At 73.2% G+C, this 22,716-nt stretch carries 20 protein-coding genes and 1 pseudogene; 6 read left to right on the top strand and 15 right to left on the bottom strand.

Annotated elements, in window-relative coordinates:
- Window positions 1–36 precede the first annotated feature (36 nt).
- Window positions 37–567: an AAA family ATPase gene (locus tag ABZS51_RS30810; RefSeq protein ID WP_355448236.1), complete on the top strand. Its 531-nt coding sequence runs from the start codon at window positions 37–39 to the stop codon at window positions 565–567.
- Between the two features lie 36 nt (window positions 568–603).
- Here ABZS51_RS30810 and ABZS51_RS30805 read toward each other — a convergent pair whose 3' ends face one another.
- The 3 genes from ABZS51_RS30805 to ABZS51_RS30795 are packed head-to-tail and all read right to left on the bottom strand — an operon-like array spanning window position 604 to window position 5,022.
- Window positions 604–1,149, bottom strand: coding sequence for an NUDIX hydrolase (locus ABZS51_RS30805; RefSeq protein ID WP_310712618.1), 546 nt, complete (start codon window positions 1,147–1,149; stop codon window positions 604–606).
- The gene (locus ABZS51_RS30800; protein ID WP_355448232.1) at window positions 1,146–3,026 is read right to left on the bottom strand and encodes a hydantoinase B/oxoprolinase family protein; all 1,881 of its coding nucleotides are present in this window, start codon (window positions 3,024–3,026) and stop codon (window positions 1,146–1,148) included. The genes ABZS51_RS30805 and ABZS51_RS30800 overlap by 4 nt, the downstream gene beginning before the upstream one ends.
- Window positions 3,001–5,022, bottom strand: a complete 2,022-nt coding sequence (locus tag ABZS51_RS30795; protein WP_355448229.1) for a hydantoinase/oxoprolinase family protein — start codon at window positions 5,020–5,022, stop codon at window positions 3,001–3,003. Before ABZS51_RS30795 ends, ABZS51_RS30800 begins: the two co-directional genes overlap by 26 nt.
- Before the next feature lie 113 nt (window positions 5,023–5,135).
- Between ABZS51_RS30795 and ABZS51_RS30790 the strand changes: the two genes are divergently transcribed.
- The gene (locus tag ABZS51_RS30790) at window positions 5,136–5,783 is read left to right on the top strand and encodes a thymidine kinase (RefSeq protein WP_310712615.1); all 648 of its coding nucleotides are present in this window, start codon (window positions 5,136–5,138) and stop codon (window positions 5,781–5,783) included.
- 13 nt (window positions 5,784–5,796) lie between these two features.
- On the opposite strand, the gene ABZS51_RS30785 is transcribed toward ABZS51_RS30790, so the two are convergent.
- From ABZS51_RS30785 to ABZS51_RS30775, 3 genes are all read right to left on the bottom strand, one after another.
- A complete protein-coding gene (locus tag ABZS51_RS30785) occupies window positions 5,797–6,498 on the bottom strand; it encodes a DsbA family oxidoreductase (protein WP_355448226.1) in 702 nt (233 codons plus the stop codon).
- Between the two features lie 42 nt (window positions 6,499–6,540).
- A complete protein-coding gene (locus tag ABZS51_RS30780) occupies window positions 6,541–7,389 on the bottom strand; it encodes a hypothetical protein (protein ID WP_355448223.1) in 849 nt (282 codons plus the stop codon).
- 199 nt (window positions 7,390–7,588) lie between these two features.
- Window positions 7,589–8,278, bottom strand: coding sequence for a carbon monoxide dehydrogenase subunit G (locus ABZS51_RS30775; protein ID WP_355448220.1), 690 nt, complete (start codon window positions 8,276–8,278; stop codon window positions 7,589–7,591).
- 265 nt (window positions 8,279–8,543) lie between these two features.
- Between ABZS51_RS30775 and ABZS51_RS30770 the strand changes: the two genes are divergently transcribed.
- A complete protein-coding gene (locus ABZS51_RS30770; protein ID WP_355448217.1) occupies window positions 8,544–9,896 on the top strand; it encodes a cytochrome ubiquinol oxidase subunit I in 1,353 nt (450 codons plus the stop codon).
- Window positions 9,897–9,924: 28 nt separating this feature from the next.
- Complete coding sequence (gene cydB / locus ABZS51_RS30765) at window positions 9,925–10,845, top strand: cytochrome d ubiquinol oxidase subunit II (RefSeq protein ID WP_355448214.1); 921 nt, start codon at window positions 9,925–9,927, stop codon at window positions 10,843–10,845.
- A 67-nt stretch (window positions 10,846–10,912) separates the two neighbouring features.
- Here the strand turns inward: cydB and ABZS51_RS30760 are convergent, their stop codons facing one another.
- The 9 genes from ABZS51_RS30760 to ABZS51_RS30720 form a co-directional block, all read right to left on the bottom strand.
- Window positions 10,913–11,389, bottom strand: a complete 477-nt coding sequence (locus ABZS51_RS30760) for a hypothetical protein (protein ID WP_310716931.1) — start codon at window positions 11,387–11,389, stop codon at window positions 10,913–10,915.
- Window positions 11,390–11,462: 73 nt separating this feature from the next.
- Complete coding sequence (locus ABZS51_RS30755; RefSeq protein WP_355448211.1) at window positions 11,463–12,557, bottom strand: leucine-rich repeat domain-containing protein; 1,095 nt, start codon at window positions 12,555–12,557, stop codon at window positions 11,463–11,465.
- A gap of 9 nt (window positions 12,558–12,566) precedes the next feature.
- Window positions 12,567–14,948: an aerobic carbon-monoxide dehydrogenase large subunit gene (cutA, locus tag ABZS51_RS30750; protein ID WP_355448208.1), complete on the bottom strand. Its 2,382-nt coding sequence runs from the start codon at window positions 14,946–14,948 to the stop codon at window positions 12,567–12,569.
- Window positions 14,945–15,424 carry a (2Fe-2S)-binding protein gene (locus ABZS51_RS30745; protein ID WP_355448205.1) on the bottom strand — a complete coding sequence of 160 codons (480 nt, stop codon included), beginning with the start codon at window positions 15,422–15,424 and terminating at the stop codon, window positions 14,945–14,947. The genes cutA and ABZS51_RS30745 overlap by 4 nt, the downstream gene beginning before the upstream one ends.
- Before the next feature lie 19 nt (window positions 15,425–15,443).
- Entirely contained in the window at window positions 15,444–16,400 is a 957-nt protein-coding gene (locus ABZS51_RS30740) for an FAD binding domain-containing protein (RefSeq protein WP_355448202.1), read from the bottom strand.
- Window positions 16,397–17,854, bottom strand: a complete 1,458-nt coding sequence (locus ABZS51_RS30735) for a solute carrier family 23 protein (protein ID WP_355448200.1) — start codon at window positions 17,852–17,854, stop codon at window positions 16,397–16,399. The genes ABZS51_RS30740 and ABZS51_RS30735 overlap by 4 nt, the downstream gene beginning before the upstream one ends.
- 210 nt (window positions 17,855–18,064) lie before the next feature.
- Entirely contained in the window at window positions 18,065–18,715 is a 651-nt protein-coding gene (locus tag ABZS51_RS30730) for an NYN domain-containing protein (RefSeq protein WP_355448197.1), read from the bottom strand.
- 147 nt (window positions 18,716–18,862) lie between these two features.
- Complete coding sequence (locus tag ABZS51_RS30725; RefSeq protein ID WP_310716916.1) at window positions 18,863–19,066, bottom strand: RNA-binding S4 domain-containing protein; 204 nt, start codon at window positions 19,064–19,066, stop codon at window positions 18,863–18,865.
- Window positions 19,067–19,087: 21 nt separating this feature from the next.
- Entirely contained in the window at window positions 19,088–20,719 is a 1,632-nt protein-coding gene (locus ABZS51_RS30720) for a PucR family transcriptional regulator ligand-binding domain-containing protein (protein ID WP_355448194.1), read from the bottom strand.
- A gap of 131 nt (window positions 20,720–20,850) precedes the next feature.
- On the opposite strand from ABZS51_RS30720, the gene ABZS51_RS30715 reads away from it, so the two are divergent.
- Window positions 20,851–21,732: a DUF2877 domain-containing protein gene (locus ABZS51_RS30715; RefSeq protein ID WP_355448191.1), complete on the top strand. Its 882-nt coding sequence runs from the start codon at window positions 20,851–20,853 to the stop codon at window positions 21,730–21,732.
- Window positions 21,732–22,716, top strand: a pseudogene (locus tag ABZS51_RS30710) (hypothetical protein); the annotation flags it as partial. The gene ABZS51_RS30715 and the pseudogene ABZS51_RS30710, both read left to right, overlap by 1 nt.

Raw genomic sequence — 22,716 nt, 5'->3', positions numbered from 1 at the left:
TCCTCCCATTCCCCCTGCCTCACCTACTCTGGGTGCGTGCAATCTCTGACCCGCCGCATCGGGAGGCTCGACCCGTCGTGCGGGCCGGTCCGGCTCGTCGCCGTCGACGGCCCGGCCGGGTCGGGCAAGACCACGTACGCCCGGCGGCTCGCCGCCGCCCTCGGCTGCCAGGTCGTCCACAGCGACCACTTCCCCGTGCCGTGGGAGGAAGGACCGGGCCCGTGGTTCGCCGCGCTGGAGGAGGGCGTGCTGCGCCCGCTCGCCGCCGGCCGTCCCGGCGCGTACCGCCGCTACGACTGGACGCGCGGCGCGTACGCCGAGACCGTCACCGTGCCCGTGGCGCCCGTGCTGGTCGTCGAGGGCGTCGGCACGGCCCGCCGCTCCGCCGCCCCGCTGATCGCGTTCACCGTGTGGGTCGAGGCGCCGCGCGACGTGCGGCTGCGGCGGGTGCTCGAACGCGACGGCGCCGAGCTGGAGCCGCGCTGGCACGCCTGGTTCGACGCGGAGGAGAAGTGGTTCGCCGAGGACGGCACCCGCGAGCGCGCCGACCTGGTGCACCGCACCTGAGCGGGCGCTGCCGGACCGCCGCCTTTACAAAGTAGATTACGAGTCGAGGGCGCCGCTCATCCGCAGGAGCGTGTAGGCCGCCACCGAACCCGAGTCGGTGACCTCCCCCGCGCCGACCATGGCCTCGAACTCCGCCCGGCTCACCCACCGCTGCCGCATGTCCTGCTCGGTGTGCTCCCTGCGCGCAGGCCCCGGTTCGAGCCGCGTCGCCAGGTAGACGTGCATCTGCTGGGTGGCCACCCCGTGGGCGTTGTCCAGCGCGCCCAGCCACCGCCAGTGCGCCGCGCGCAGCCCCGTCTCCTCCGCCAGCTCCTTCCTCGCCTCCTCCTCGCGGCTGCTCGCCTCCGCCGAGCCCTGCGGGAAGCTCCACGTCCGGCGGCGCACCGGGTAGCGGTACTCCTCGACCAGGTGGAAGCCGCCGCGCTCCATCGGGATGACCAGCACGAAGTCCGGCTTGTCCATGTAGGCGTACAGGCCGCGCGAGCCGTCGGGCCGCTCGATCTCGTCCTCGCGGACGACCATCCACGGGTTGGAGTAGACGACCTTCGAGGAGATCTGCCGGATCGTGTGACCGTCCGTCACAGGTCGTCCACCTCCGCGTGGGTACGGCCGCCCGACAGTCGCGCGTACCCCGGCCCCCGGTCGAAGAAGCGGCCGGTGCTCGGCCGCAGCCGCGCCCGCAGCTCCGCCGTGCCCTCCTCGTCGATGCGGTCGCCGTCCAGCACCACGCCGTAGTCGCCGAGCGCGCCCGCGATCGACACCCTGCCGTCGCGCACGTCCGCCGCCACCGCCCTCGGGTCGCGATCGTACGGCGAGCCCCACCCGCCGCCGCCCGTCGTCCGGATGCGGATCACCTCGCCCGCCTGCACCGGGTAGTCGTCCACCAGACCGTCCATCTCCTTGCCGGCGATCTCCACCCGGAACGGCCGGCCGGCCAGGCCGCCGTTGACGCCCCAGCACGACAGGATGGACCGGTCGGCGATCGACATGTACGAGGCGTCGCGCAGCATCCGGATGTGCTTGTCGTAGCCGAGCCCGCCCCGGAACAGGCCCGGCCCGCCCGAATCGCACGCCAGCGCCAGCCGCTCCACCCGGAACGGCCAGCGCGCCTCGGCGAACTCCACCGGGATGTTACGCGAGTCGGGCACCACATGGATGGTGTCCTCGCCGTCGGCGTACCACCGGCCGCCGGAGCCCCCGCCCAGGACCTCCCGCATGAGGTACGGCACGCCGTCCGCGCCGACGCCGTGGACGCCGGTGTAGCGGATCGTCTCCTGGTCGGCCGGCATGCGCCCGCCCGTGGCCTTGGCCAGCACGCCGGCCAGGACGCCCAGCAGGCGCAGGATGACGAACGTGCGGGCGTTGGTCGGGGCCGGGAAGACCGGCGTGAGCAGCGTGCCCTTCTCGGGGAAGACCATGTCGATCAGCGGGACGACGCCCTCGTTGACGTCGAGCTCGGCCATCCGCTCCGGCGAGTCGGCGAGGTTGCGCAGGATCGGGGCGAGCCACTTCTTGAGGAAGACGCCGTCGGCGTAGTCGCCCGCGTGGTTGATCGGCCCCTTCGCCTGCGGCGACGTACCGGTGAAGTCGATCGTCAGCGGGGTGGCGGCCTCGTGGTCCACGGTCAGCGTGATCCGCTGGGCGTGCAGGCGGGGCTCGTCCACGCCGTCGTGCTCGGCGTAGTCCTCCCACACGTACACACCCTCGGGAATCTTGGACAGCAGCTCCCGGCGGAACGTCTCCGTGGTCTTGCCGATGATCGCGTCGAAGCACTCCTCGACGGCGGCCCGGCCGTACCTGTCGAACAGCTCGCCGAGGCGGCGCGCGCCCATGAGGCAGGCCGAGCACTCGGCGTCGAGGTCACCGGCCAGCGAGTCGGGCATGCGGGAGTTGCGGGTCATGATGCGCAGCGCGGCCTCGTTCGGCACGCCCTGGTCGCGCAGCTTGATCGGCGGGACCATCAGGCCCTCCTCGTACACGCTGCGCGCGTGCGAGGGCATCGAGCCGGGCACGGAGCCGCCGATGTCGTCGTGGTGACCGAACGCCTGCACGAACGCCACGACCTCGTCCTCGTGGAAGACCGGGACGGTCACGCACAGGTCCGGCAGATGGCCGATGCCGCCCTCGGACAGGTAGACGTCGTTGTGGAAGTACACGTCGCCGGGCCGCATCGTCTCGACCGGGAAGTCACGCACGACCGGCTGGACCAGCGCGCTGTACGAGCGGCCGGTCAGCTTGCGCAGCCGCACGTCATGGATGCCGGCGCGGAAGTCGTGGGCGTCGCGGATCATCGGCGAGCGGGCGGTGCGCGCGATCGCGGTCTCGACCTCCTTCTCCACCGACGCCAGCGTGCCCTCCACGATCTCGACAAGAATCGGGTCAGCCGCGCTCTTCGGGCGCTCGGGCTCAACCGCGCTCTTCGGACGCTCCTGCTCAACCGCGCTCTTCGGGCGCTCCACGCCGCACCTCCACATTGCCGTACTCGTCCACCGTCGCGGTGAACCCGGGATGGACGGGGATGGTCGAGCCGTACTCCTCGATCACCGCGGGGCCCTCGACCACGGCCCCGGCGTCCAGCGCGGCGCGCTGCAGGATCGGCGTGTCGTGCTCCTCCTCGAAACGCACCCGCCGCGTCGCCGGCTCCGCCTCCACCTTCGGGTACGGCCGGCGCCGGATCGGCGGCCGGTTGATCGGCCCGATGCCGGACACGCGCAGGTTGACCCATTCGACGCCCTGGCGGGGGTCGTCCCGGTAGGCGTAGCCGTACAGGCGCTCGTGGGCGTCGTGAAAACGCTCGACGACCTGGGCGCGCCACGCCTCGTCGATCGGCCCCGGCGGGGCCGCGACGCGCACCTCGTACGCCTGGCCGTAGTAGCGCAGGTCGGCGCTGCGGGCATGGACGGGCTCGTCGAAGCCCTCGCGTTCGAGGGCGTCCGCCGCCTCACCCTCCAGCTCGCCGAAGATCCGCGCCGCGGCCTGGAGCGAGAGGTCCCGGGTGACGTACGTACGCACGTAGTCGTTGCGGACGTCCACCGTGAGCAGCCCGAACGCGGAGACGTTGCCCGGCTCGGGCGGCACGATCACGGCGGGCAGGCCCAGGACGTCGATGAGCCGGCACGCCAGCAGCGGCCCCGACCCGCCGAACGTCACGAGCGGGAAGTCCCGCACGTCCAGCCCGCGCTTGACGGTGATCTGCCGGATCGCGTTGCTCTGGTTGAAGGCGCTGATCTCCAGGATGCCCGTGGCGGTGCGCTCGGGGCCGAGGCCGAGCTTGCCCGCCAGCGCCTCGATCCCGGCGCGGGCCGCGTCCACGTCCAGCGGGATCTCGCCGCCGAGCAGGTGCGGCGGGACGCGGCCGAGGAAGACGTGCGCGTCGGTGACCGTCACCTCGGTGCCGCCCCGGCCGTAGCAGAGCGGCCCGGGGTCGGCGCCGGCCGACCTGGGGCCGACCTTCAGCGTGCCCTCGGGCGAGATCCACGCGATCGAGCCGCCGCCCGCGCCCACGGTCACGATGTCGATCATGGGGACCTTGACCGGGAAGCGGCCGACGGAGCCCTCGGTGGTGACGGACGGCTCGCCGTCGATCACCACGGCGACGTCCGTGGAGGTGCCGCCGCCGTCCAGGGTGATCACCGACGGATGGCCGGCGTTGGCGGCCAGCATCGCCGCGCCGAGCGCGCCCGCGGCCGGCCCCGACAGCACGGTGGTGATGGGCTGGTTGACGACCTCGCGGGCCGACAGCACGCCGCCGTTCGACTTCATGACGGAGAACGGCATGCCGAGCCGGGCGGACAGGTCGGCGATGTAGCGGCGCATGACGGGCTTGACCGCGGCGTCGACCAGGGTGGTGACCGAGCGCTCGTACTCGCGGTACTCCCGCAGCACGTCGCTGGAGACGGAGACGACCGCGCCGGGGTGCTCGCGGGCCAGCACGTCGCGCATGCGCCGCTCGTGCTCCGGGTTGGCGTAGGAGTGCAGGAAGCACACGCCGATCGCGGTGATGCCGCGCGCCCGGAACCAGCGGGCCACCTCGACGGCCTGGTCCTCGGCGAACGGGCGCACCTCGGCACCCGTGTGGTCGAGCCGGCCGCCGACGGTCCTGACGAGGTGCACGGGGACGATCCGCGGCGGCTTGACCCAGAAGTACGAGTTGCCGTAGCCGTCGGGGACGCTCTGCCGGCCGATCTCCAGGACGAACTCGAAGCCCTCGGTCGTCACGAACCCGAGCCCCTCGATCCGGTCCTCCAGGAGCTGGTTGGTGGCGACCGTGGTGCCGTGGACCACCGAGGCCACGTCCAGCTCGCCCAGCTTGCGCACGCCCGTGACGAAGCCGTCTGCCGGGTTGGCCGGCGTGGAGGGGGTCTTCGTGGTGACGATCTCACCGGTGTCCTCGTCCACCGCCACGACGTCGGTGAAGGTGCCACCGGTGTCGACGCCGATGCGCACGTTACGCATCCCGCCTCCACGGCGACCGGGCGCTGTCTGTGACCACGCTTCCTCCTGAGGTTTCAGGGGAGAAATGTCCCACGAGGTCAGGGAACACGCCAAGCCCGATAAGGTGGCACCCCGTGACCGACCTGTCTGCCTTGTCCCCCGCTCCACCTGGTACCCGCGACGCGGTGCTCAAGTTCTTCTTCGGCCCCATGGACTGCGGCAAGTCCACGCTGGCCCTGCAGATGAACTACAACCACGGCCGCCAGGGCAGGCGCGGTCTGGTGCTCACCAAGCACGACCGGTCGGGCGGCCCCCAGGTCACCAGCAGGATCGGGCTCGGCCTGGAGGCGATCGAGGTCGAGGACTCCCTGGACCTGGTCGAGCTGGTCCGCGCGCACGACCGCGTCGACTACCTCATCTGCGACGAGGCGTGCTTCTACACGGTCGAGCAGATCGAGCAGCTCGCCGACGTCGTGGACGACCACGGGGTGGACGTGTACGCGTTCGGGCTGGCCTCGGACTTCCGCTCGGTGATGTTCCCGGCGGCGCAGCGGCTGTTCGAGCTGGCCGACGAGGTGTGCCGGCTCCAGGTCGAGGTGCTGTGCTGGTGCGGGCGCCCTGGCCTGCTCAACGGGCGGATCGTGGGCGGGGAGCTGGTGCGGACGGGCGAGCAGGTGGTGATCGGCGACACGGACCTGGCCGCCGACCGGTCGCCGGTCCGCTACCAGGTCCTGTGCCGCCGTCACCACCGCTCGGGCCTGCTGGGCGAGGGCACGCTCTGACTTCTCCGCGGTGTCAGACGGCGCAGGAGCCGTCGTCGCACGCCTCACCGGGGGCGGCGAGCAGCGTGACGGGGGTCTGCCCGGTGCGCTCGGCGACCTCGTCGATGGCGGCCGCGAACGTCTCCTCCGGCTGCGCGCCCGACACGGCGAACTTCTCCTCGAACAGGAAGAGCGGCACCCCGCTGATCCCGAGCCCCGCGGCGCGGTCGAGATGCTCCCTCACCTCGGCGGCGCCCTCGCCTGTGTCCCGCACCCCGGTCTCGGCGGCCAGCTCGGCGAGCACGTCCGGGTCGGCGACGTTCAGGCCGTCGGTGAAGTGGGCGCGGAACAGCCGCTCGGCCATCTCCTCGCCGCGCCCCTGGCGGGAGGCCAGCTCGACCAGCCGGTGCGCCTCGAAGGTGTTGGCGCTGACCGCCCGGTCGAAGCGCAACTCCAGGCCGTCACCGGCCGCCGCCTCCACGACCCGGCCGGTCGTCCGCGCCACGTCGGGGCCGAACTTCCGCGCCAGCGCGTCGAGCAGCGGCTCGCCCTCGGCGGGGGCCTCGGGGCTGAGCTGGAACGGCCGCATCGTGACCTCCAGGGTGCCGCCGCGGGCACGGAACCGCTCGGCCGCGCGGGCGAACCGAGTGTGCCCGATGTAGCACCACGGGCAGGCGACGTCCGAAAAAATCTCCACCTTCATGTACGTCGGCAACCGCGCCGCGATGCCGGACATTCCGCCCGCGCCGCTCTCCCGTTCCGCCCGGGGACGGCGGGCTCAGCCGGCGGTGAGCTCCTCCAGCCGGTACGGCAGGTAGGCCGAGTCGTCCACCAGCGCCGACGCGCCGCGCCACCAGCCGAACCACTCGCCGCTGCGCCACATCCAGTCGGCCCGCTCGATGGCCGCCACCACGTCGCCGACCGTCCGCCACGGCTCGCCCACCTGCTCCAGCGTGGCGCCGTGCCGTACGGCCCAGTCGCGCAGGATCCCGGCCGCGTCCTCCTCCACCTCGCGGGCGTACGGGTCGGGGTCCTCGCCCGGCAGCCGGTGCGGCCCCAGGCCGGCGGCCACGCCCCAGCTCCACTGCGCCTCGGCGGGCCGGGAGTAGCGCAGCGAGTGGAAGTCGAGGTTCGAGCCGAGCTCCTCGTCGGGGCGGCGGGTGACGACCGCGTCGAGCCGGCCGCCGGCGTCGAAGTGCACGACCAGCCGGTCCCCGGGCCGCGCGTCCTCCGGGAGGGCGAACCGGTCCTCCGCCTGCCACGAGTTCAGGTCCACCTCCGCGACGGGGGGTCCCCAGCGCGCGTCGGCGGTGTCGTCGGCGATCCAGGCGGCCAGCATCTCCAGCGCGGTGAGATCGGTCCACGGCTCGATCGCCAGGGCCGTGCCGAGCACCTCGTCCGGCGCGGGCAGCTTGCCGCCGCGCGTCCGGCCCCACCACTCCGTGCCCAGGTCACGCGTGCCGACCACCAGCGCGGCGACGGCGGCCAGCTCGGCCGAGCGCCGGGTCAGGGCCGCGCCCAGCGCGAGATCGAGACAGCGGTCGACCCGCTCGTCGCCGAGCTCGGCGCGGGCGTCGCCGACCAGCGTCTCGGCCGTCGGTCGCTCCTCGCCGAGGAGATCGCGCACGACTCTTCTGGCCTCGGTCCTTGCGTCTTCAGCATGTGCCTGCCGCATACCGCCACGCTACGCCGGGAGATCCTTTTCCGCGAGGGGCGGTCCGGCATTCCCGCAGGCCCCGCCCGCGCGCCCCGCTTTCCGGCCCTGCTCGGCGCCGGTTTCGGGCTCGCCGGCCGCCGCTGCGGTCCGCGCCGCCGTCAGGCCCGGGTCAGCCGTGCCGACCGCCCGAGCGGGCCAGGAGCCGGCCCACCGCCACGCCCGCCAGCGCCACCCCGGCTCCCATGCCGAACGAGGCCAGCATCACCCACGGACGCGTCTCCGTGCGGGCCCCGGCCGGCCGCTCGCGCGCCGGCCGGGCGTAGACCGCGCCCGCCGTCCCCGTTCCGGCGAGCCCCATGCCGGCACCCGCCGTCTCCGTTCCGGCGCGCGGCGGGGCGGACTCGGCGAGGGCCGGCTCGGCCGGGCCGCGCAGGACCTGGTCGACGGCCGAGAAGAACTCGCCGGCCGTCCGCCGCGCCACCGAGCCGAGCATGCGCTGCCCGACCCCGCCGATCATGCCGCCCACCACCGCGTCAGCGTCGTAGTCGACCCGGGTCCCCCCGTCCACCTCGCTCAGCCGTACCTGCACGGTGGCGTCGACCGTGCCCGGGGCGCCCTGGCCGCGCGCCCGCAGCACGAAGCTCTCCGGCGCGAGCGGGTCGGCGAGCGCCACCTCGCCCTGGTAGACGCCCCTGACCGAGGCCACGCCCGCGTTGACCGTCATCCGGTACGTGTCGGGCCCGCTCTCCTCCAGCCGCTCGCAGCCCGGGATGGTGCGCACCAGCACCGCCGGGTCCCGCAGCGCGGCCCACACGCGATCTCTCTCGACGCCGATCACGGCGCTACCTGCGACCTTCACATCGCCACCCTAAGCACGGACCTCCCCCGCGATAAGGGCAACACCTGCCAGAAGCCGGTACGCGTCGCCGCCGGGGTCCGTCGCGCGGGGTAGCCGGGGATCAGCCCACGGGCTGACGCGGCGGCCCTGCCAGGTGCGACATCCTCGGAGACACCGACGAAGGAGCGTGCTGTGACGAAGATCGCAATGCATTGCTCTACAGCTTGTAGTACTACTGGACGTAGATGCACTACGGCCTGTAGAGCGCCGGAACGGGCGAGGGGATATGGACGCACTAGACCTAGCGCGGTGGCAGTTCGGGGTGACCACCGTCTACCACTTTCTGTTCGTGCCGCTGACGATCGGCCTGGGCGTGTTCGTGGCGGGCATGCAGACCGCGTGGCACCGGACCGGCAAGGAGCACTACCTCCGGCTGACCAAGTTCTTCGGGAAGCTGTTCCTGATCAACTTCGCCATGGGCGTGGTGACCGGCATCGTGCAGGAGTTCCAGTTCGGGATGAACTGGAGCGAGTACTCCACCTTCGTCGGTGACGTGTTCGGCGCGCCGCTGGCCATGGAGGCCCTGCTGGCGTTCTTCATGGAGTCCACGTTCCTGGGCCTGTGGATCTTCGGCTGGGAGCGGCTGCCCAAGCGGGTGCACCTGGCGTGCATCTGGGCCGCCGCCATCGGCTCCAACCTGTCCGCGTACTTCATCCTCGCGGCCAACGCCTGGATGAAGCACCCCGTCGGCTACGAGGTCGTCGGCGGCCGCGCCCGCATGACCGACCTGTGGGCCGTGCTCACCAACTCCACCGCCCTCGCCCAGGTGCCCCACGTGATCGGGGCGGCGTTCATCGTGGCGGGCGGCTTCGTGCTCGCGGTGAGCGGCTACTGGCTGCTGCGCACGCGCGACGGCATGTGGCGCGGCGCCGCCCGGGCGGCGCTCGTCATGACCGCGCTCGCCGGGCTCGTCGTGGCCGGCAGCGGCGACATGTCGGGCAAGCTGGCCTACGAGCAGCAGCCGATGAAGCTGGCCTCCGCCGAGGGCCTGGAGCGTGACACCGCCGGCGCGGGCTTCACCGTCGTGCCCGGCATCGAGATCCCCAAGCTGCTCAGCTTCCTGTCCACCAACGACCCCGACGCGACCGTCCAGGGCACCGAGGACATCCAGCGGCGACTGGAGCAGCAGTTCGGCCCCGGCGACTACCGCCCCGACCAGACCGTGGTGTTCTGGTCGTACCGGGTGATGCTCGGCTTCGGCCTGTCCACCGTGGGGCTGTCGGTGCTCGGGCTCTGGCTCACCCGGCGCCGCCGGCCGATGCCCCGCCTCATGGCGCGCCTGTTCGTGCTGGCGCTGCCGCTGCCGCTGCTCGCGGTCACCGCGGGCTGGCTGCTGAGCGAGGTCGGCCGCCAGCCGTGGACGGTCGCGGGCGAGCTGCTGACCGCCGCCAGCGTCTCCCCCGGCGTGAGCCTCACCGAGGTGGCCCTCTCGCTGGCCCTGTTCACCGTCCTGTACGGCGGGCTCGCCGTGGCCGAGGCCGTCCTGCTCGTGCGGCACGTCCGCAAGGGCCCGGAGGAGGAACGGCCCGCGCCCGCCGAGGCGCCGGCCGAGCGGCTCGAACCGTCACTGATGTACTGAATCGTGCTGATGTACTGAGGAGAAGACCGTGATCGACCTGTGGTTCCTGGTCATCGCCTTCCTGTGGACCGGCTACTTCGTGCTGGAGGGGTTCGACTTCGGGGTCGGGATGCTGGCGCCGTTCGTGGGCGGCGACGACGCCGAGCAGCGGCAGAGCCTGCAGACCATCGGCCCGGTGTGGGACGGCAACGAGGTGTGGCTGATCACGGCGGTGGGGGCGATGTTCGCCGCCTTCCCCGCCTGGTACTCCGGGATGTTCAGCTCGTTCTACCTGCCCGTGGTGCTCGTGCTGGCCGGGCTGATCGTGCGCGGCGTCGGGCTGGAGTGGCGCGGCAAGGTCACCCGCCCGGCGTGGTGCGACCTCGGCATCGTGGTCGGCAGCGCGCTGCCCGCCTTCCTGTGGGGGGCCGTCTTCGCCGGCCTGCTGTTCGACGGTGCGGTGGCGGCGCTGGTGGGCGGGGCGTTCACGCTGGCGATGAGCCTGCTGCACGGCGCGGTCTTCCTCGCGCTGCGCACCGAGGGCCACGTGCGGCGGCGGGCCCGGGTGGCGGCGCTGGCCACCGGCGTGGTGACGCTGCCGCTGGGCGTGGTGTCCCTGTCCGGCATCGCCTCGGCGAACGGCTCGGCGACCGGCGCGACCTCGGTGCCGGCTCAGGCGGCGGCGCTGGCGGCCATGGCGGTGCTGGCGGCGGCGGTCGCGCTGATCTGGCGGCGGCGCGAGGGCTGGGCGTTCACGGCCACGGCGGCGGCCATCGCGCTGACGTCGGTGGCGGTGTTCGCCCGGCTCAAGCAGGCGCCGCTGCCCGGACTCACCCTGGCCGAGGCCGCCTCCGCCCCGTACACCCTCACCATGCTGACCTGGATCGGGCTCATCACGCTGCCGTTCGTGCTCGCCTACCAGGCGTGGACGTACTGGGTGTTCCGTAAGCGGGTGGCCCTGCCCCGCTGAGCGCAGCCCGCCCGCGACGGGCGCCTGAGGGTGCTCGCGCGGGCCGGCCCGGTGTCCGGTGCCGCCGTCAGTAGCCGCTGTTCCCGTCGTCCTCCGCCGAGGGCGCCGGCGTCGGCGACTTGGTGCGGTGGTCCTTCAGGTGCAGGTCGCCGTTGAGGGGCTTCTGCAGCGCGCGCAGCACCTTGAGGCTGGACAGGACCGTCCACCGGGGCCCGACGAGGTGCGGGTTGTACTCGGGGGCCCGGTCCATCCACTCGTCCTTGCCGTGCTCGGTGCTGAAGGTGTTGACGAAGAACTCGCCGACCTTGGTCTTGCAGTAGCCGGTGCGGATGTCCACCGCGTCGACCTGGATCTTCGGCTTGCAGCCGACCTTGGCCGAGAGCTGCTCCACCGTGTAGATCTTCTCGGGGGCGGCGGGCTTGGCACCGCCCTGCTGGACTCCGGCGGCGAGCCGGCCGCCACCGGTACCGCCACCGCCGGACGAGCAGGCCGCGACGAGTCCGACCAGCAGCGCAGAAGCGGCCAGACGTGGAAGTGTCGTCATGTGCCGAGATACGCACCCTTTGCGTGGGCGGTTCACCTCATTTCGCCGACGCATGTCCGGGAATGGGCCGCCGTCAGGTGAGGACGACGCAGCCGCGCTCCCGCAGCCGGCGCAGCGGCTCGGGCTCGGCGCCGGAGGGATCCAGGAGCTCGTCGGGGTCGAGCTTGTTCCAGCGCAGGTCGAGCTTCTCCAGCGCGGGCAGCTCGGCGAGCGTGCCGGGCAGGCGCCGCAGCCGGTTGTTGCGCAGGTCGAGCGCGGTGAGCCGGCTCAGCCGCCCGATCTCCGGCGGCAGCTCGGTGAGGAGGTTGTCGCGCAGGTCGAGGAGGCGCAGCCCGGCCAGCTCGCCGATCGACGGGGGCAACGCGGTCAGGTGGTTGCCGCGCAGGTGCAGCTCACGCAGCCGGCCCAGCCGTCCGATGGCCCGGGGCAGCTCCGCCAGCCGGTTGCCGTACAGCCGCAGCTCCACCAGCGACGCCATCCCGCCGATCTCCTCGGGCAGGCGGGTGAGCCTGTTGTCGGTGAGCCCCAGGTACGCGAGCCGGTCCAGCCTGCCGAGCCACGCGGGGGCCTCGGTGAGGAGGTTGTCGCTCAGGTACAGGTAGCCGGTCAGGCCGAGGTCGCCCAGCTCGGCCGGGAGCGAGGTGAGGCGGTTGTGGCCGAGGTCGAGCATGCGCAGGTGGGTGAGCCGGCCGATCGCGGGCGGCACCTCGGTGAGCAGGTTCTCGGCCAGGTTGAGGGACTCCAGCCCGGTCTCGTCCCACAGGCCCGGCGGGAGGGCGGTCAGCCGGTTCCCGCCGGCCGACAGGTGCCGCAGGCGCCCGCCGAACCGGCCGGGCAGGGCCTCGACGGCGTTGCCGTACAGGAAGAGCGTCTCCAGGCCGGGCGGGCACTCGGGGACGGCGCTCAGGCGGTTGCCGTCGAGGTGCAGCGCGCGCAGCGCGGTCAGGCCGGTGAGGCGGGGCAGGGCGGTGAGGCGGTTGCCGTCGAGCCTGAGCTCCTCCAGCGACGGGAGCGCGCCGATCCACGCGGGCAGCTCGGTCAGCTCGTTCCACGCCAGGTCGACGAGGCGGACGGCGGCGAGGCCGGCCGCGTCGCCGGGGACGTGGGTCAGGCCCGCGCCGGGGGCGCGCAGCGCGGTCACGGCCCGGTTGTCGTCTTGCGTGGTCATGGCCGCCGATCATCCCACGGCGTCACCCGGGCGCGTGACGCGGTGGGCACGCAGCTCGAACAGCTCCGACGGCGAGATCGGCATCCGGTCGATGGTGATGCCCTCGGCGTCCTCGATGGCCGAGGCGATGACCGCCGAGACCGGGATGACGCCCGCCTCCCCCGCCCCCTTCACGCCGAGCGGGTTGAGCGGTGACGGCGTCTCCAGGTGGGCGGTCTCGATCCGGGGGATCTCCGTGGCGTACGGCATGAGGAAGTCCATGAACGAGGCGTTGAGCAGCTGCCCGTCCCCGTCGTAGACCATCCGCTCGTACAGCGCGCCGCCGATCCCCTGCGCGACGCCGCCGTGGATCTGCCCCTCGACGATCATCGGGTTGACCAGCCGCCCGCAGTCGTGCACCACCGCGTACCTGACCACCCGGATCTCGGCCGTCAGCGGGTCGGTCTCCACGATCGCGGCGTGCATGCCGGCGGCGAAGGTGGACCTGATCGGCGAGTAGTAGTCGCGTCCCTCCAACCCCGGCTCGTCGCCCTCGGCGACCGGCGGCCGGTCGGGCGAGGAGGCGCCCGCGAACTGGGTGGCCCGCACGGCCTCGTCGTCGAAGGCGTAGCGCAGCGGGTTGGCCAGCACGGCGACCGTGGCCAGCGGGACCGACGCCGACGGCGTCCCCACCACGTGGACGACGCCGTCGGTGATCTCCAGGTCGGCCGGGTCGGCCTCCAGCGCGTCGGCCGCGATGCGCAGCGCCTTGGCCCGCACCTTCCGGCAGGCCAGCGCGATGGCGTTGCCGCTGACGACGGCCGCGCGGGAGGCGAACGTGCCCACCGCGTACCCGAACCTGCGCGTGTCGCCGGTCACCACCGAGATCCGCTCGATGGGCACGCCCAGCTCGGTGGCGGCGATCTGCGCGAACACCGTCTCGTGGCCCTGTCCCTGCGAGGTGAGGCCCGTGGAGACGTGGACGCGGCCGTCGGAGGTGACCTGCACGTGGCCGCCCTCGTACGGGCCGACGCCGGTCCCCTCGACGTAGCAGCCGATCCCGATGCCGCGGCCGGGCCGCCGCTCGAAGGCGTCCCAGCCGATCAGCTCCTTGAGCATGGCGAGCATCCGCGGGTAGTCGCCGCTGTCGTAGATCAGCGGCCGGCCGTCCTGGAAGATCATGCCCTGGTCGTACGGGAACTCGTCCGGCTCGATGAAGTTGGCCCGCCGCACCTCGGTGCGGTCCTTGCCGAGGTGGCGGGCGATCCGGTCCATGGTGCGCTCCATGCAGAACACGCCCTGCGGCCGGCCGGCCCCCCGGTACGGCGTGACCTGCACGGTGTTGGTGTAGATCGCGGAGAACTCCACCCGGTAGGCGCCGATCTTGTACGGCCCGAGGAGCTGGGTGGAGGTGACGATCGGCACGATGATCCCGTACGGCGTGTAGGCGCCGTGGTCGTGCAGGATCGTCACGTCCAGCCCCAGCACGCGCCCGTCGTCGTCGAACCCGACCCGCACGTACTGCACCTGCGCCCGCTCGTGCGCCGAGGAGACGAAGTGCTCGCGCCGGTCCTCGGTCCACTTGACCTCGCGGCCGAGCCTCATCGCGGCCCACGGCACCAGGATCTCCTCCGGCCACGGGTGCACGATCTTCACGCCGAACCCGCCGCCCACGTCCGGCGCGATCACCTCGACGTGCGGCAGCGGCAGGCCGAGCGCGGCGGCCACCGCCATCCGCACGCTGGTCGAGGTCTGGGTGCTGGAGTGGACGCGCAGGTCGGTGCCGTCCCAGCGGGCGTGCACGCCGCGGCCCTCCAGCGGCATGCCGGCGCTGCGCTCGACGTCCAGCCGGAACGCCAGCGTGTGCGGCGCCTCCTCGACGGCCTCCCGGGCGCTCCTGCCGTCGCGGGCCGGGACCTCCTGGACGAGGCGGGCGCCCACGTTGCCGGGCACGTCGTCGTGGACGAGCCGCGCTCCGAGCGCCGCCTCCTCCAGGCCGACGACCGGCTTGAGGGGCTCGTAGTCGACGTTGATGAGCGCGCAGGCGTCCTCGGCGAGGTAGCGGTCGGCGGCCACCACCATGACGACCGGCTCGCCCACGTGGCGGACCACCTCGCGGGCCAGCGGGTACGCGGTGCGGCCGTGGGTGAGCGCGGGGTGCGGGATGAGCAGCGGCAGCGGCCGTCCCACACGCTCGGGCAGGTCCTCCCAGGTGTAGATCGCGACCAGGCCCTCGACGTCGAGGGCGGCGGAGACGTCGATGTCGCGGATGCGGGCGCGGGCGTGCGGGGAGCGGACGAACGCGGCGGCCAGCGCGTCCTGGCCCAGGTCGTCGACGTAGCGGCCCCGGCCGGTCAGCAGCCGCCGGTCCTCGCGCCTGCGCACCGGCTCGCCGAACAGCCTCGTGCTCACGGCGTCTCCTCCGCCAGCAGCTCGGCGGCGCGGTGGACGGCCTTGACGATGTTCTGGTAGCCGGTGCAGCGGCACAGGTTGCCGGAGATGCCCTCCAGCACCTCGTCGTCGGCCGGTGCCGGGTTGTCGCGCAGCAGCGCGGTGACCGTGCAGAGGAAGCCCGGGGTGCAGAAGCCGCACTGGAGGGCGTGGCACTCCTCGAACGCCCGCTGCACCGGCGACAGCCCGTCCGGCCCGGCCAGCCCCTCGACCGTGGTGATCTGCCTGCCGTCCACGGTCACCGCGAGCGTCAGGCAGGAGCGCACCGGCTCGCCGTCGAGCAGGACCGTGCAGCATCCGCAGACGCCGTGCTCGCAGCCGACGTGGGTGCCGGTCAGGCCGAGGTCGTGGCGCAGGCAGTCGGACAGCAGCAGCCGCCCCGGCACCCGCGCCCGGCGGGCGGTGCCGTTCACGACCAGCGTGATCTCGTGCTCCACCGCTCTCCTCACCCTTCGTTCACGACGGGTCCTCATGGTGGGCGGTGGCGTGGGCCGCCGCCTCCCTCAGCACCCGCTCGGCGAGGACGCCCACCAGGTGCAGCCGGTACGCGGCGCTCGCGTGGATGTCGTCCTCCGGCTCCACGGCCCGCCGCACGGCCGCCGTGACCGCCTCCCACGGGACCGTGGCCGCGGGCCGCCGCCCGCACTCCTCCGTCACGTCCGCCACGACCGGGACCGGGCCGACGCCGACGCACGCCACGCGGGCCGCGGCCACGTGCAGGTCCTCGTCCAGCGTCACCACGGCGCACACGCCGGCCAGCGCGTAGTCGCCGTGCCGCCGGGCCACCTCCGCGAACGCCGACCCGGACCTGGGGGGCAGCGCCGGGAAGAACGCCGACACGGCCAGCTCCCCGGCCTCCACCGCCGACTCCAGCGGCCCGGTGAAGAACGCGTCCGCCCCCACCTCCCGCACGGCCGCCCCCGCGCCACCGATCCCGTAGGTCCCACCGCGTCCACCGGGTCCACCGGGTCCACCGGGTCCACCGGATCCGCCCGGCCCGTTCGGGGCGCGGCGGGCCAGTCGTACGGACCCGCCCAGGACGGCCAGCACGGCCGGCAGTTCGGCGGCCGGGTCGGCGTGGACGAGGCTGCCCACGACCGTGCCGCGGTTGCGGATGACCGGGTGGGCGACCAGCCGCAGCGCCTGCCCCAGCAGCGGGTGGACGCCGGAGCGCGCCACCTCGGCCTGCCGCGCCAGCGCCCCCACGGTCACGCCCCCGGCGCCCGCCTCGATCGTGGACAGGCCCGGCAGGCGGTTGACGTCCACCACGTGGGCGGGCGCGGCCAGCCGCATGTTGAGCAGCGGGATCAGGCTCTGCCCCCCGGCGAGCACCTTGCCGTCCACCTCGGCCAGCAGGTCCAGCGCCTCGCGCAGGTCGCGCGGCGCGTGGTAGGCGAACGGCGGCGGCTTCACCCCGCGTCCCTCCTGTCCTCGGCGGCCGACTCTCCCGCGGCCGTCTCCCCCGCACCGGTCCCGCCCGCACCGGTCCCGCCCCCGCCCGGCGCCCCCGCGGCGGCGGCTCCGCCGGGCGCGGGCAGCGGCCGGCCGGCGATCACCCGCAGCAGGTGGTACCCGCCCACCAGCACGATGGTGCCGAGCGCGATCCCCTCCAGCCGGAACTCCGAGCTGATCAGGAACTTCACCGGCCCGACCGCCAGGATGATGCCGGCGCCGATGGGCACCATGTTCAGCGGATCGGCGAAGTCGACCCGGTTCTCGACCCAGATCTTGGCGCCGAGGAGTCCGATCATGCCGTACAGGATGACCGTGACGCCGCCCAGCACGCCGGACGGCGTGGCGGACACCAGCGCGCCGAACTTCGGGCTCAGCCCGAACGCGATCGCGAAGACGCCGGCGATGTAGTAGGCGGCCGTGGAGTAGACCTTGGTGGCGGCCATGACGCCGATGTTCTCGGCGTAGGTGGTGGTGGGCGAGCCGCCGACCGCGCTGGTGACCACGGTGGCGATGCCGTCGGCGGCGATGGCCCGGCCCACGTACGGGTCGACGTCGGTGCGGGTCATCTCGCCGACGGCCTTGACGTGGCCGATGTTCTCGGCGATCAGCGCGATGACCGCGGGCAGCACGAGCAGCGCGGCGGACAAGCGGATGTCGGGCAGGTGGAAGTCCGGCAGCCCCACCCACGGGGCCGACGCCACCTTGGACAGGTCCACCCGGAAGTGCGGCGCGAGGGTCAGCGTCCCGTCGTTGTAGGCGGGCACCTTGCCGAACACCCGGTCGGCCGCCCACGACAGCACGTACCCGATCACCAGCCCGATGAGGATGCCGATCCGGCCGACGAACCCCTTGACCGCCACCACCAGCACGAACGTCACCAGCATCGTGACCAGCGCCATCCACTGGTCCTGCGGCCAGTACACGTCGGCCACCACGTACGCCAGCCCGAACCCGATGAGCATGACCACCCCGCCGGTCACGACGGGCGGGAACATCTTGTGGATGATGCCGACGCCGAGGAAGTGCACCGCCACCCCGGCGAGCGCGAGCACGAGCCCGGCGACGAGGATGGCGCCGGTGACGATCGCGTCGGCCCCGGCGGTGTCGCCCCCGAAGATCGCCCTCAGCGCGAGCACCCCGCCCACGAACGAGGCGCTGGTGCCGAGATAGCTGGGGATCCTGCCCTTGACGATCAGCAGGAACAGGATCGTGGCCACGCCGGACATCATGATCGCGACGTTCGGGTCGAGGCCCATGACGAGCGGGAAGACGAACGTGGCGCCGAACATCGCGACGACGTGCTGCGCGCCGAAGCCGATCATGCGCGGCCAGGTCAGCCGCTCGTCCGGCCTGACCACCTCGCCGGGAGCCAGATGCTTGCCGTCACCGTGCTTGGTCCAGCCGAAAACCATGAAAGCCTCTCTTCAGCCGGGCCGTCGGGCAGTGGCCGCCCCGCAGGCTCCTCCGCGGCGGCTCTCCCCTGTGCGGTCTTTCCCTGTGCGGATCTTTCCGTTGCGGGCACATTAGGCCCGTCGTGGCACTCCTACACGGGCATGATCTGCCAAATTCACGTACAGCACCAGCATTCCCCTCACTCACGCCGCCGCACCTGAACGGTGAGGTCAGTTCCAGTGCGGCGGACGGTGGTAGAGGGCGCCGTCCCCGGTCCGCACCACGTCGGGAAGCTGCGACCGCCGGATGACCGCCGCTCCCAGGGGAAACCAGGCGTCGCTGACCTGCCGCAGATGGTCGGACCGCCTCTGGGGCGGGAACACCGACACAACCCTCGTCTTCCGGCCTCGCCGTGTGTCGAGCTGCTTGATCGCGTGGATGGCCGCGCACAGGTCGGAGTCGGCGGACACCAGAATGACGACGTCCACGCTGTCGGTGGCCACGTCACCCACCATGGCGGCGGCCAGGGCGACGTCGGACTGCTTCTCGGCGTAGGTACGGCGCTGTGCCCCGCAGGCACGGCAGCGGACCACCTGCTCCTGGAACCGCCCGAGGACCACCTCCACCCCTCGGCTCTCCAGCGTGGCGAGGTATGCCTCCTGCCGGGCGCCGGCGGGCGGGTCGTCCCTGATCGCCGCGGTGAAGTAGCGCACGGACACCAGACGCTGCTGGGGCTTGAGGAAGCCGACGGCCAGCGACCACAGGTCCAGCCACAGCAAACTCCGGCGGCCGAGCGCGCGCAACCCGTAGTAGAGGTTGAACCCGTCGATGTACACGCCGACCCGGCCGAGTTCGGGAATCGGCTTGTCCCCCACTGCCATCACGCCCTAACATGGAGTCACCTCGCCCGGGGGTACGTTCCCGGGCTCTACGGCCTCCTTCGGGAGGCCGTTTATTTTTCACCGGCGGGGACGATGATAGTCAACAGTCAGTAATGATGTGGTGACTTTTCGTGAACGGTGTTCGGGTCAGCGGACCTGGATGGTGAAGCCCTCGCCGCTCACCACCTGGCCCGAGCGGATCTTGCAGGTCTTGCGCAGCTCCACCTCGCCGTCCACCAGCACCATGCCCTCGGCGACGAGGTGCTTGGCCATGCCGCCCGTCTCGGTGACGCCGCAGTACTTCAGCAGGTCGCACAGCGGGATGTAGTCGGAGCGCAGTTCGAATTCCACGGCACCCAAGCCTAGACGCGGCTAGATGCCGCGCATCCGCAGGACGTGCAGAGCGAGCGTCAGGTTGAGCCGCAGGTGGGGGTCGTCGGTGAAGTTGCCGAGCAGGCGCTCCAGCTTTCCGATGCGGTAGCGCAGCGTGTTGTAGTGGAAGTGCAGCCGCCGGGCCGTCTCGGCCACGTTGAGGTTGGTCTCCAGGAGTACCTGGAGCGTGCGCCGCAGGTCGGCGTTCTCGGCGTCGGCGTCGGTGGCGAGCGCTCCCAGGGTCTCGCGGACGAACGCGTGCAGCTCCGCCGTGTCCTTCACCAGCGACAGCAGCCGGTAGACGCCGAGCTGGTCGAAGTGGGCGACCGCGCCCGGCCCGTGCAGCTGGCGGCCGACGCGGGCCGCCTTGAGCGCCTGCGTGTACGCCTCGGGCAGCGCCGCGACGCCCGGCGACGGCCGCGACGTGCCGGTGGAGAACGTGGCCGGAGGCGTGTCGGAAAAGGCGGACGCCGCGTCCTTGGCCACCCTGGCGGCGTCCACCGCGGCGTCGAGCACGACCACCACCTCGTGCGAGAAGCCGGCGACGGCGCCGCGCGGGTCGTGGCGGCGCGTCGCCGTGGTCCAGCTCGTGACCAGGCGGTCCTGGGCGGTGCGCTCGTCGCTGTCGGGGTCGAGCTCGGCGACGAGCACGGTGACCGGCCGTTCGAGCTCCCAGCCGAACGCCCGGGCCCGCGCGGTCACCCGCTCGGCGGAGCCGGCGCGGCCGGTGAGGACGTCGCGCAGGAAGTCGGCACGGTACTTGCTCTCGACGGCGGTGACGGCCTCCTGCCGGGTGACGACGAGCGCGGCGACGGTGGCGGCGCGCTCCAGGATGCCGACGTCGCTGTCGCGGATGGAGCTCGACGGGCTGTGGGCGACGATCCGGCCGTGGTGGTGGCCGCCGGCGACGACGGGCACCGACACGAAGTCCCGTCCCCGCCCGCCGCTGCTCAGCGGTGGGGCCGGCCGGGGAGCGGCGGCCGGGACGGCGGGGCCCTCGCGGGCGATCGACTCGCGCAGCACTGTCACGTCGCCCGGCGGCCCCGCCGTCGCCAGCACGCGCCCGGTCCCGTCCACGGCGGCCACGGCCACGTCCAGCAGCCCCGCCACGCCCTCTGTCACCTCCTCCAGCCCGCCGCCGGCCAGCACCACCTGGACCAGCGCCCGGTGCGCCTCCTCGCCCCGCGCCAGCACGGCCGCCTGCCGGTTGAGGATGTCGGTCAGCACCTGGTTGAGGATGTCGTCGAAGCCGACGTCGTCCGGCAGCAGGATCAGCGGGAAAGCGAGCCGGTCCGCCTGCTCCACCATCTCGTCCGGCAGCTCGTCCACGTACCGGCCGAGCTTGATGGCCAGCGCCGACAGCCCCCGCTCGTCGAGGTCGGCGACCAGCCGGCCGAGCGACTGGGGGGTGTTGCGCAGCGGGTAGCCGGTGGTGAGCAGCAGCTCGTGCGGCTTGACCCAGGCGAGGACGTCGGGCACCTCCATGACGTTCAGGCGCTGCACGATGCGTCCGAGGCCGCTCTCCCCCGCGATCAGCCGGGCCTGGGCGAGCGTCGAGACGCCGAGCACCTCGTCGACGGACAGGCCATGGGTGATCGTTCCCGTGCTGGCCGGGCGAACCGGGGGCTCCATGGGGTGATTGTCACCCGGAAGCGGTCTGTCAGGAAGAGCCAACCTTCCCGCGCAGTGTTGGCAAATTTCTCCGTACGGCGTGATTGAACGGTCGTTCTACCGTCAAGGCCCAAGGTCGGGGAGGAGGTCCGGTGACCATCGGTACCCGCGCGAGACGACCGCGCGTCCACGCGACCGGGGCCGCGAGCTCGGCGGTCCGGCCGCTGCTCGACGCGCCGCGACGCCCGGCGCGCGTCCTCGCCGCCTTCCCGGCCGCGACCTACCTTCAGGTCAGGACGGACCGGGAGCCGTCGGTCATCGCGGTGCTCGGCATCGGCGCGACCCGGCTGCCCAACGCGGTGCTGCTGGCGGGCGAGCCGCCGCGCCTCACGGCGGGTGACGACGCGTCGGTGGGCGACGGGGCGGTGCTGCTGGGACGGTTGAGCCTGCGCGCGTCCCGCTGGTGGGACCCGGCCCCGCCGCTCGGCGAGGCGGACCCGGCACGGCTGCGCGACACGGCGGCCGGGCTGACACCGGGCGAACCGGCGCCGGCGGGCCAGGACGCCGTGGAGCTGCTGGCGTCCGGATGCGCGAGCGGGAGGCTGACGGACGTGCTGACGGCCGCCGAGCGGCTCGTCGGACTCGGCCCGGGGCTCACTCCGAGCGGGGACGACGTGCTCGCCGGGCTGCTGGTGGCGCTGCGGCTCCTCGGCGCTGCCACGGGCGCCGCCCGGGCGGTGTGGCTGGCGGACCGGCTGGCGGCCACGGTCACGTACGACGCCCGGACGCGCACCACGCCCCTGTCGGCCACGCTGCTGCACTGCGCGGCGCGGGGACAGGCGTGCCCGGAGGTGATGACGGTGCTGCGGGCGCTGGTGGGACGGCACCCGCTGGAGCCGGCCGTGCGCCGCCTGCACGCCCTCGGCCACACCTCGGGCTCCGACCTCGCCCAGGGGATCACGATCGGCGTCCACGCCGTCCTCGCCCTGGCCTCGCGCCCTCCCGTCGCCGCCGGTCCGGGCGGTGCCGGGTGATGGCGGGAACCGGTGAGGCGGCGGTGGTCCGCGCCGGGATCTACCACGACTCGGTGGCGCTCATGCGGGTCAGCAAAGCCCTGGCCGAGCTGCCCGGCATGCAGGTCGCCCTGGTCGCCATGGCCACCGAGCTGAACCTCGCCATGGCCCGCGACCTCGGCTTCACCACTCCCCCCGCCGGGCCGTCCGACCTGCTCGTGGCGCTGCGCGGCCGGGACGTGGCGCAGGCGGAGCGGGAGCTCGACCGCCTCCTGGCGGACCTGTCCTCCTCGCGCGGCGCCTCGTCGTACGGCGCCTCCTCGTACGGCGCCTCCTCGTACGGCGGGGACGGAGAGGTGCCGTCCCCGCGCACCACCCACTCGGCCGCCGGGCGGGCGCGGGAGTCCGCCGGGGTGGTGCTCGTGTCGGTTCCGGGTGAGCACGTGCTGCCGGAGGCCCTGGACGCCGTCGAGGCGGGCCTCGACGTGATGATCTTCAGTGACGGCGTTCCCGTCCGGCAGGAGGTGCTGCTCAAGCGGCTGGCCGCCGAGCGCGGCGTGCTCGTCATGGGCCCGGACTGCGGCACCGCCGTGATCGCCGGGGTGGGCCTGGGATTCGCGAACGTCCTGCGGCCGGGCCCGGTCGGCGTGGTCGCCGCGTCCGGGACGGGCGCGCAGCAGGTGACGTCCCTGCTGGACCTGGCCGGCACCGGTGTCAGCCACGTGCTCGGCGTCGGCGGCCGGGACCTGTCGGCCGAGGTGGGCGGCCTGTCGGCGGTACGGGCGCTGCGGCTGCTGGACGAGGACCCGGCCACCGAGCTGATCGTGCTCGTCTCCAAGCCCCCGGACCCGCAGGTGGCGCGGGCCGTACAGGATGTGGTGGAGACGCTGCGGACACCGGTCGTGCCCGCGCTGCCCGGACACGGCGACCTGACCGACGCGGCGGCGCCGCCCAGCGAGGCCCGCCACTGGAAGTACATGACGGCGTCGGCGCCGCGGGCCACGG

The sequence above is a fragment of the Nonomuraea sp. NPDC005501 genome, assembly GCF_040605905.1.
Taxonomy (GTDB): Bacteria; Actinomycetota; Actinomycetes; order Streptosporangiales; family Streptosporangiaceae; genus Nonomuraea.
The sequence above is the reverse complement of the archived record's forward strand: the minus strand, read 5'-3'. Positions and strand labels throughout refer to the sequence as shown.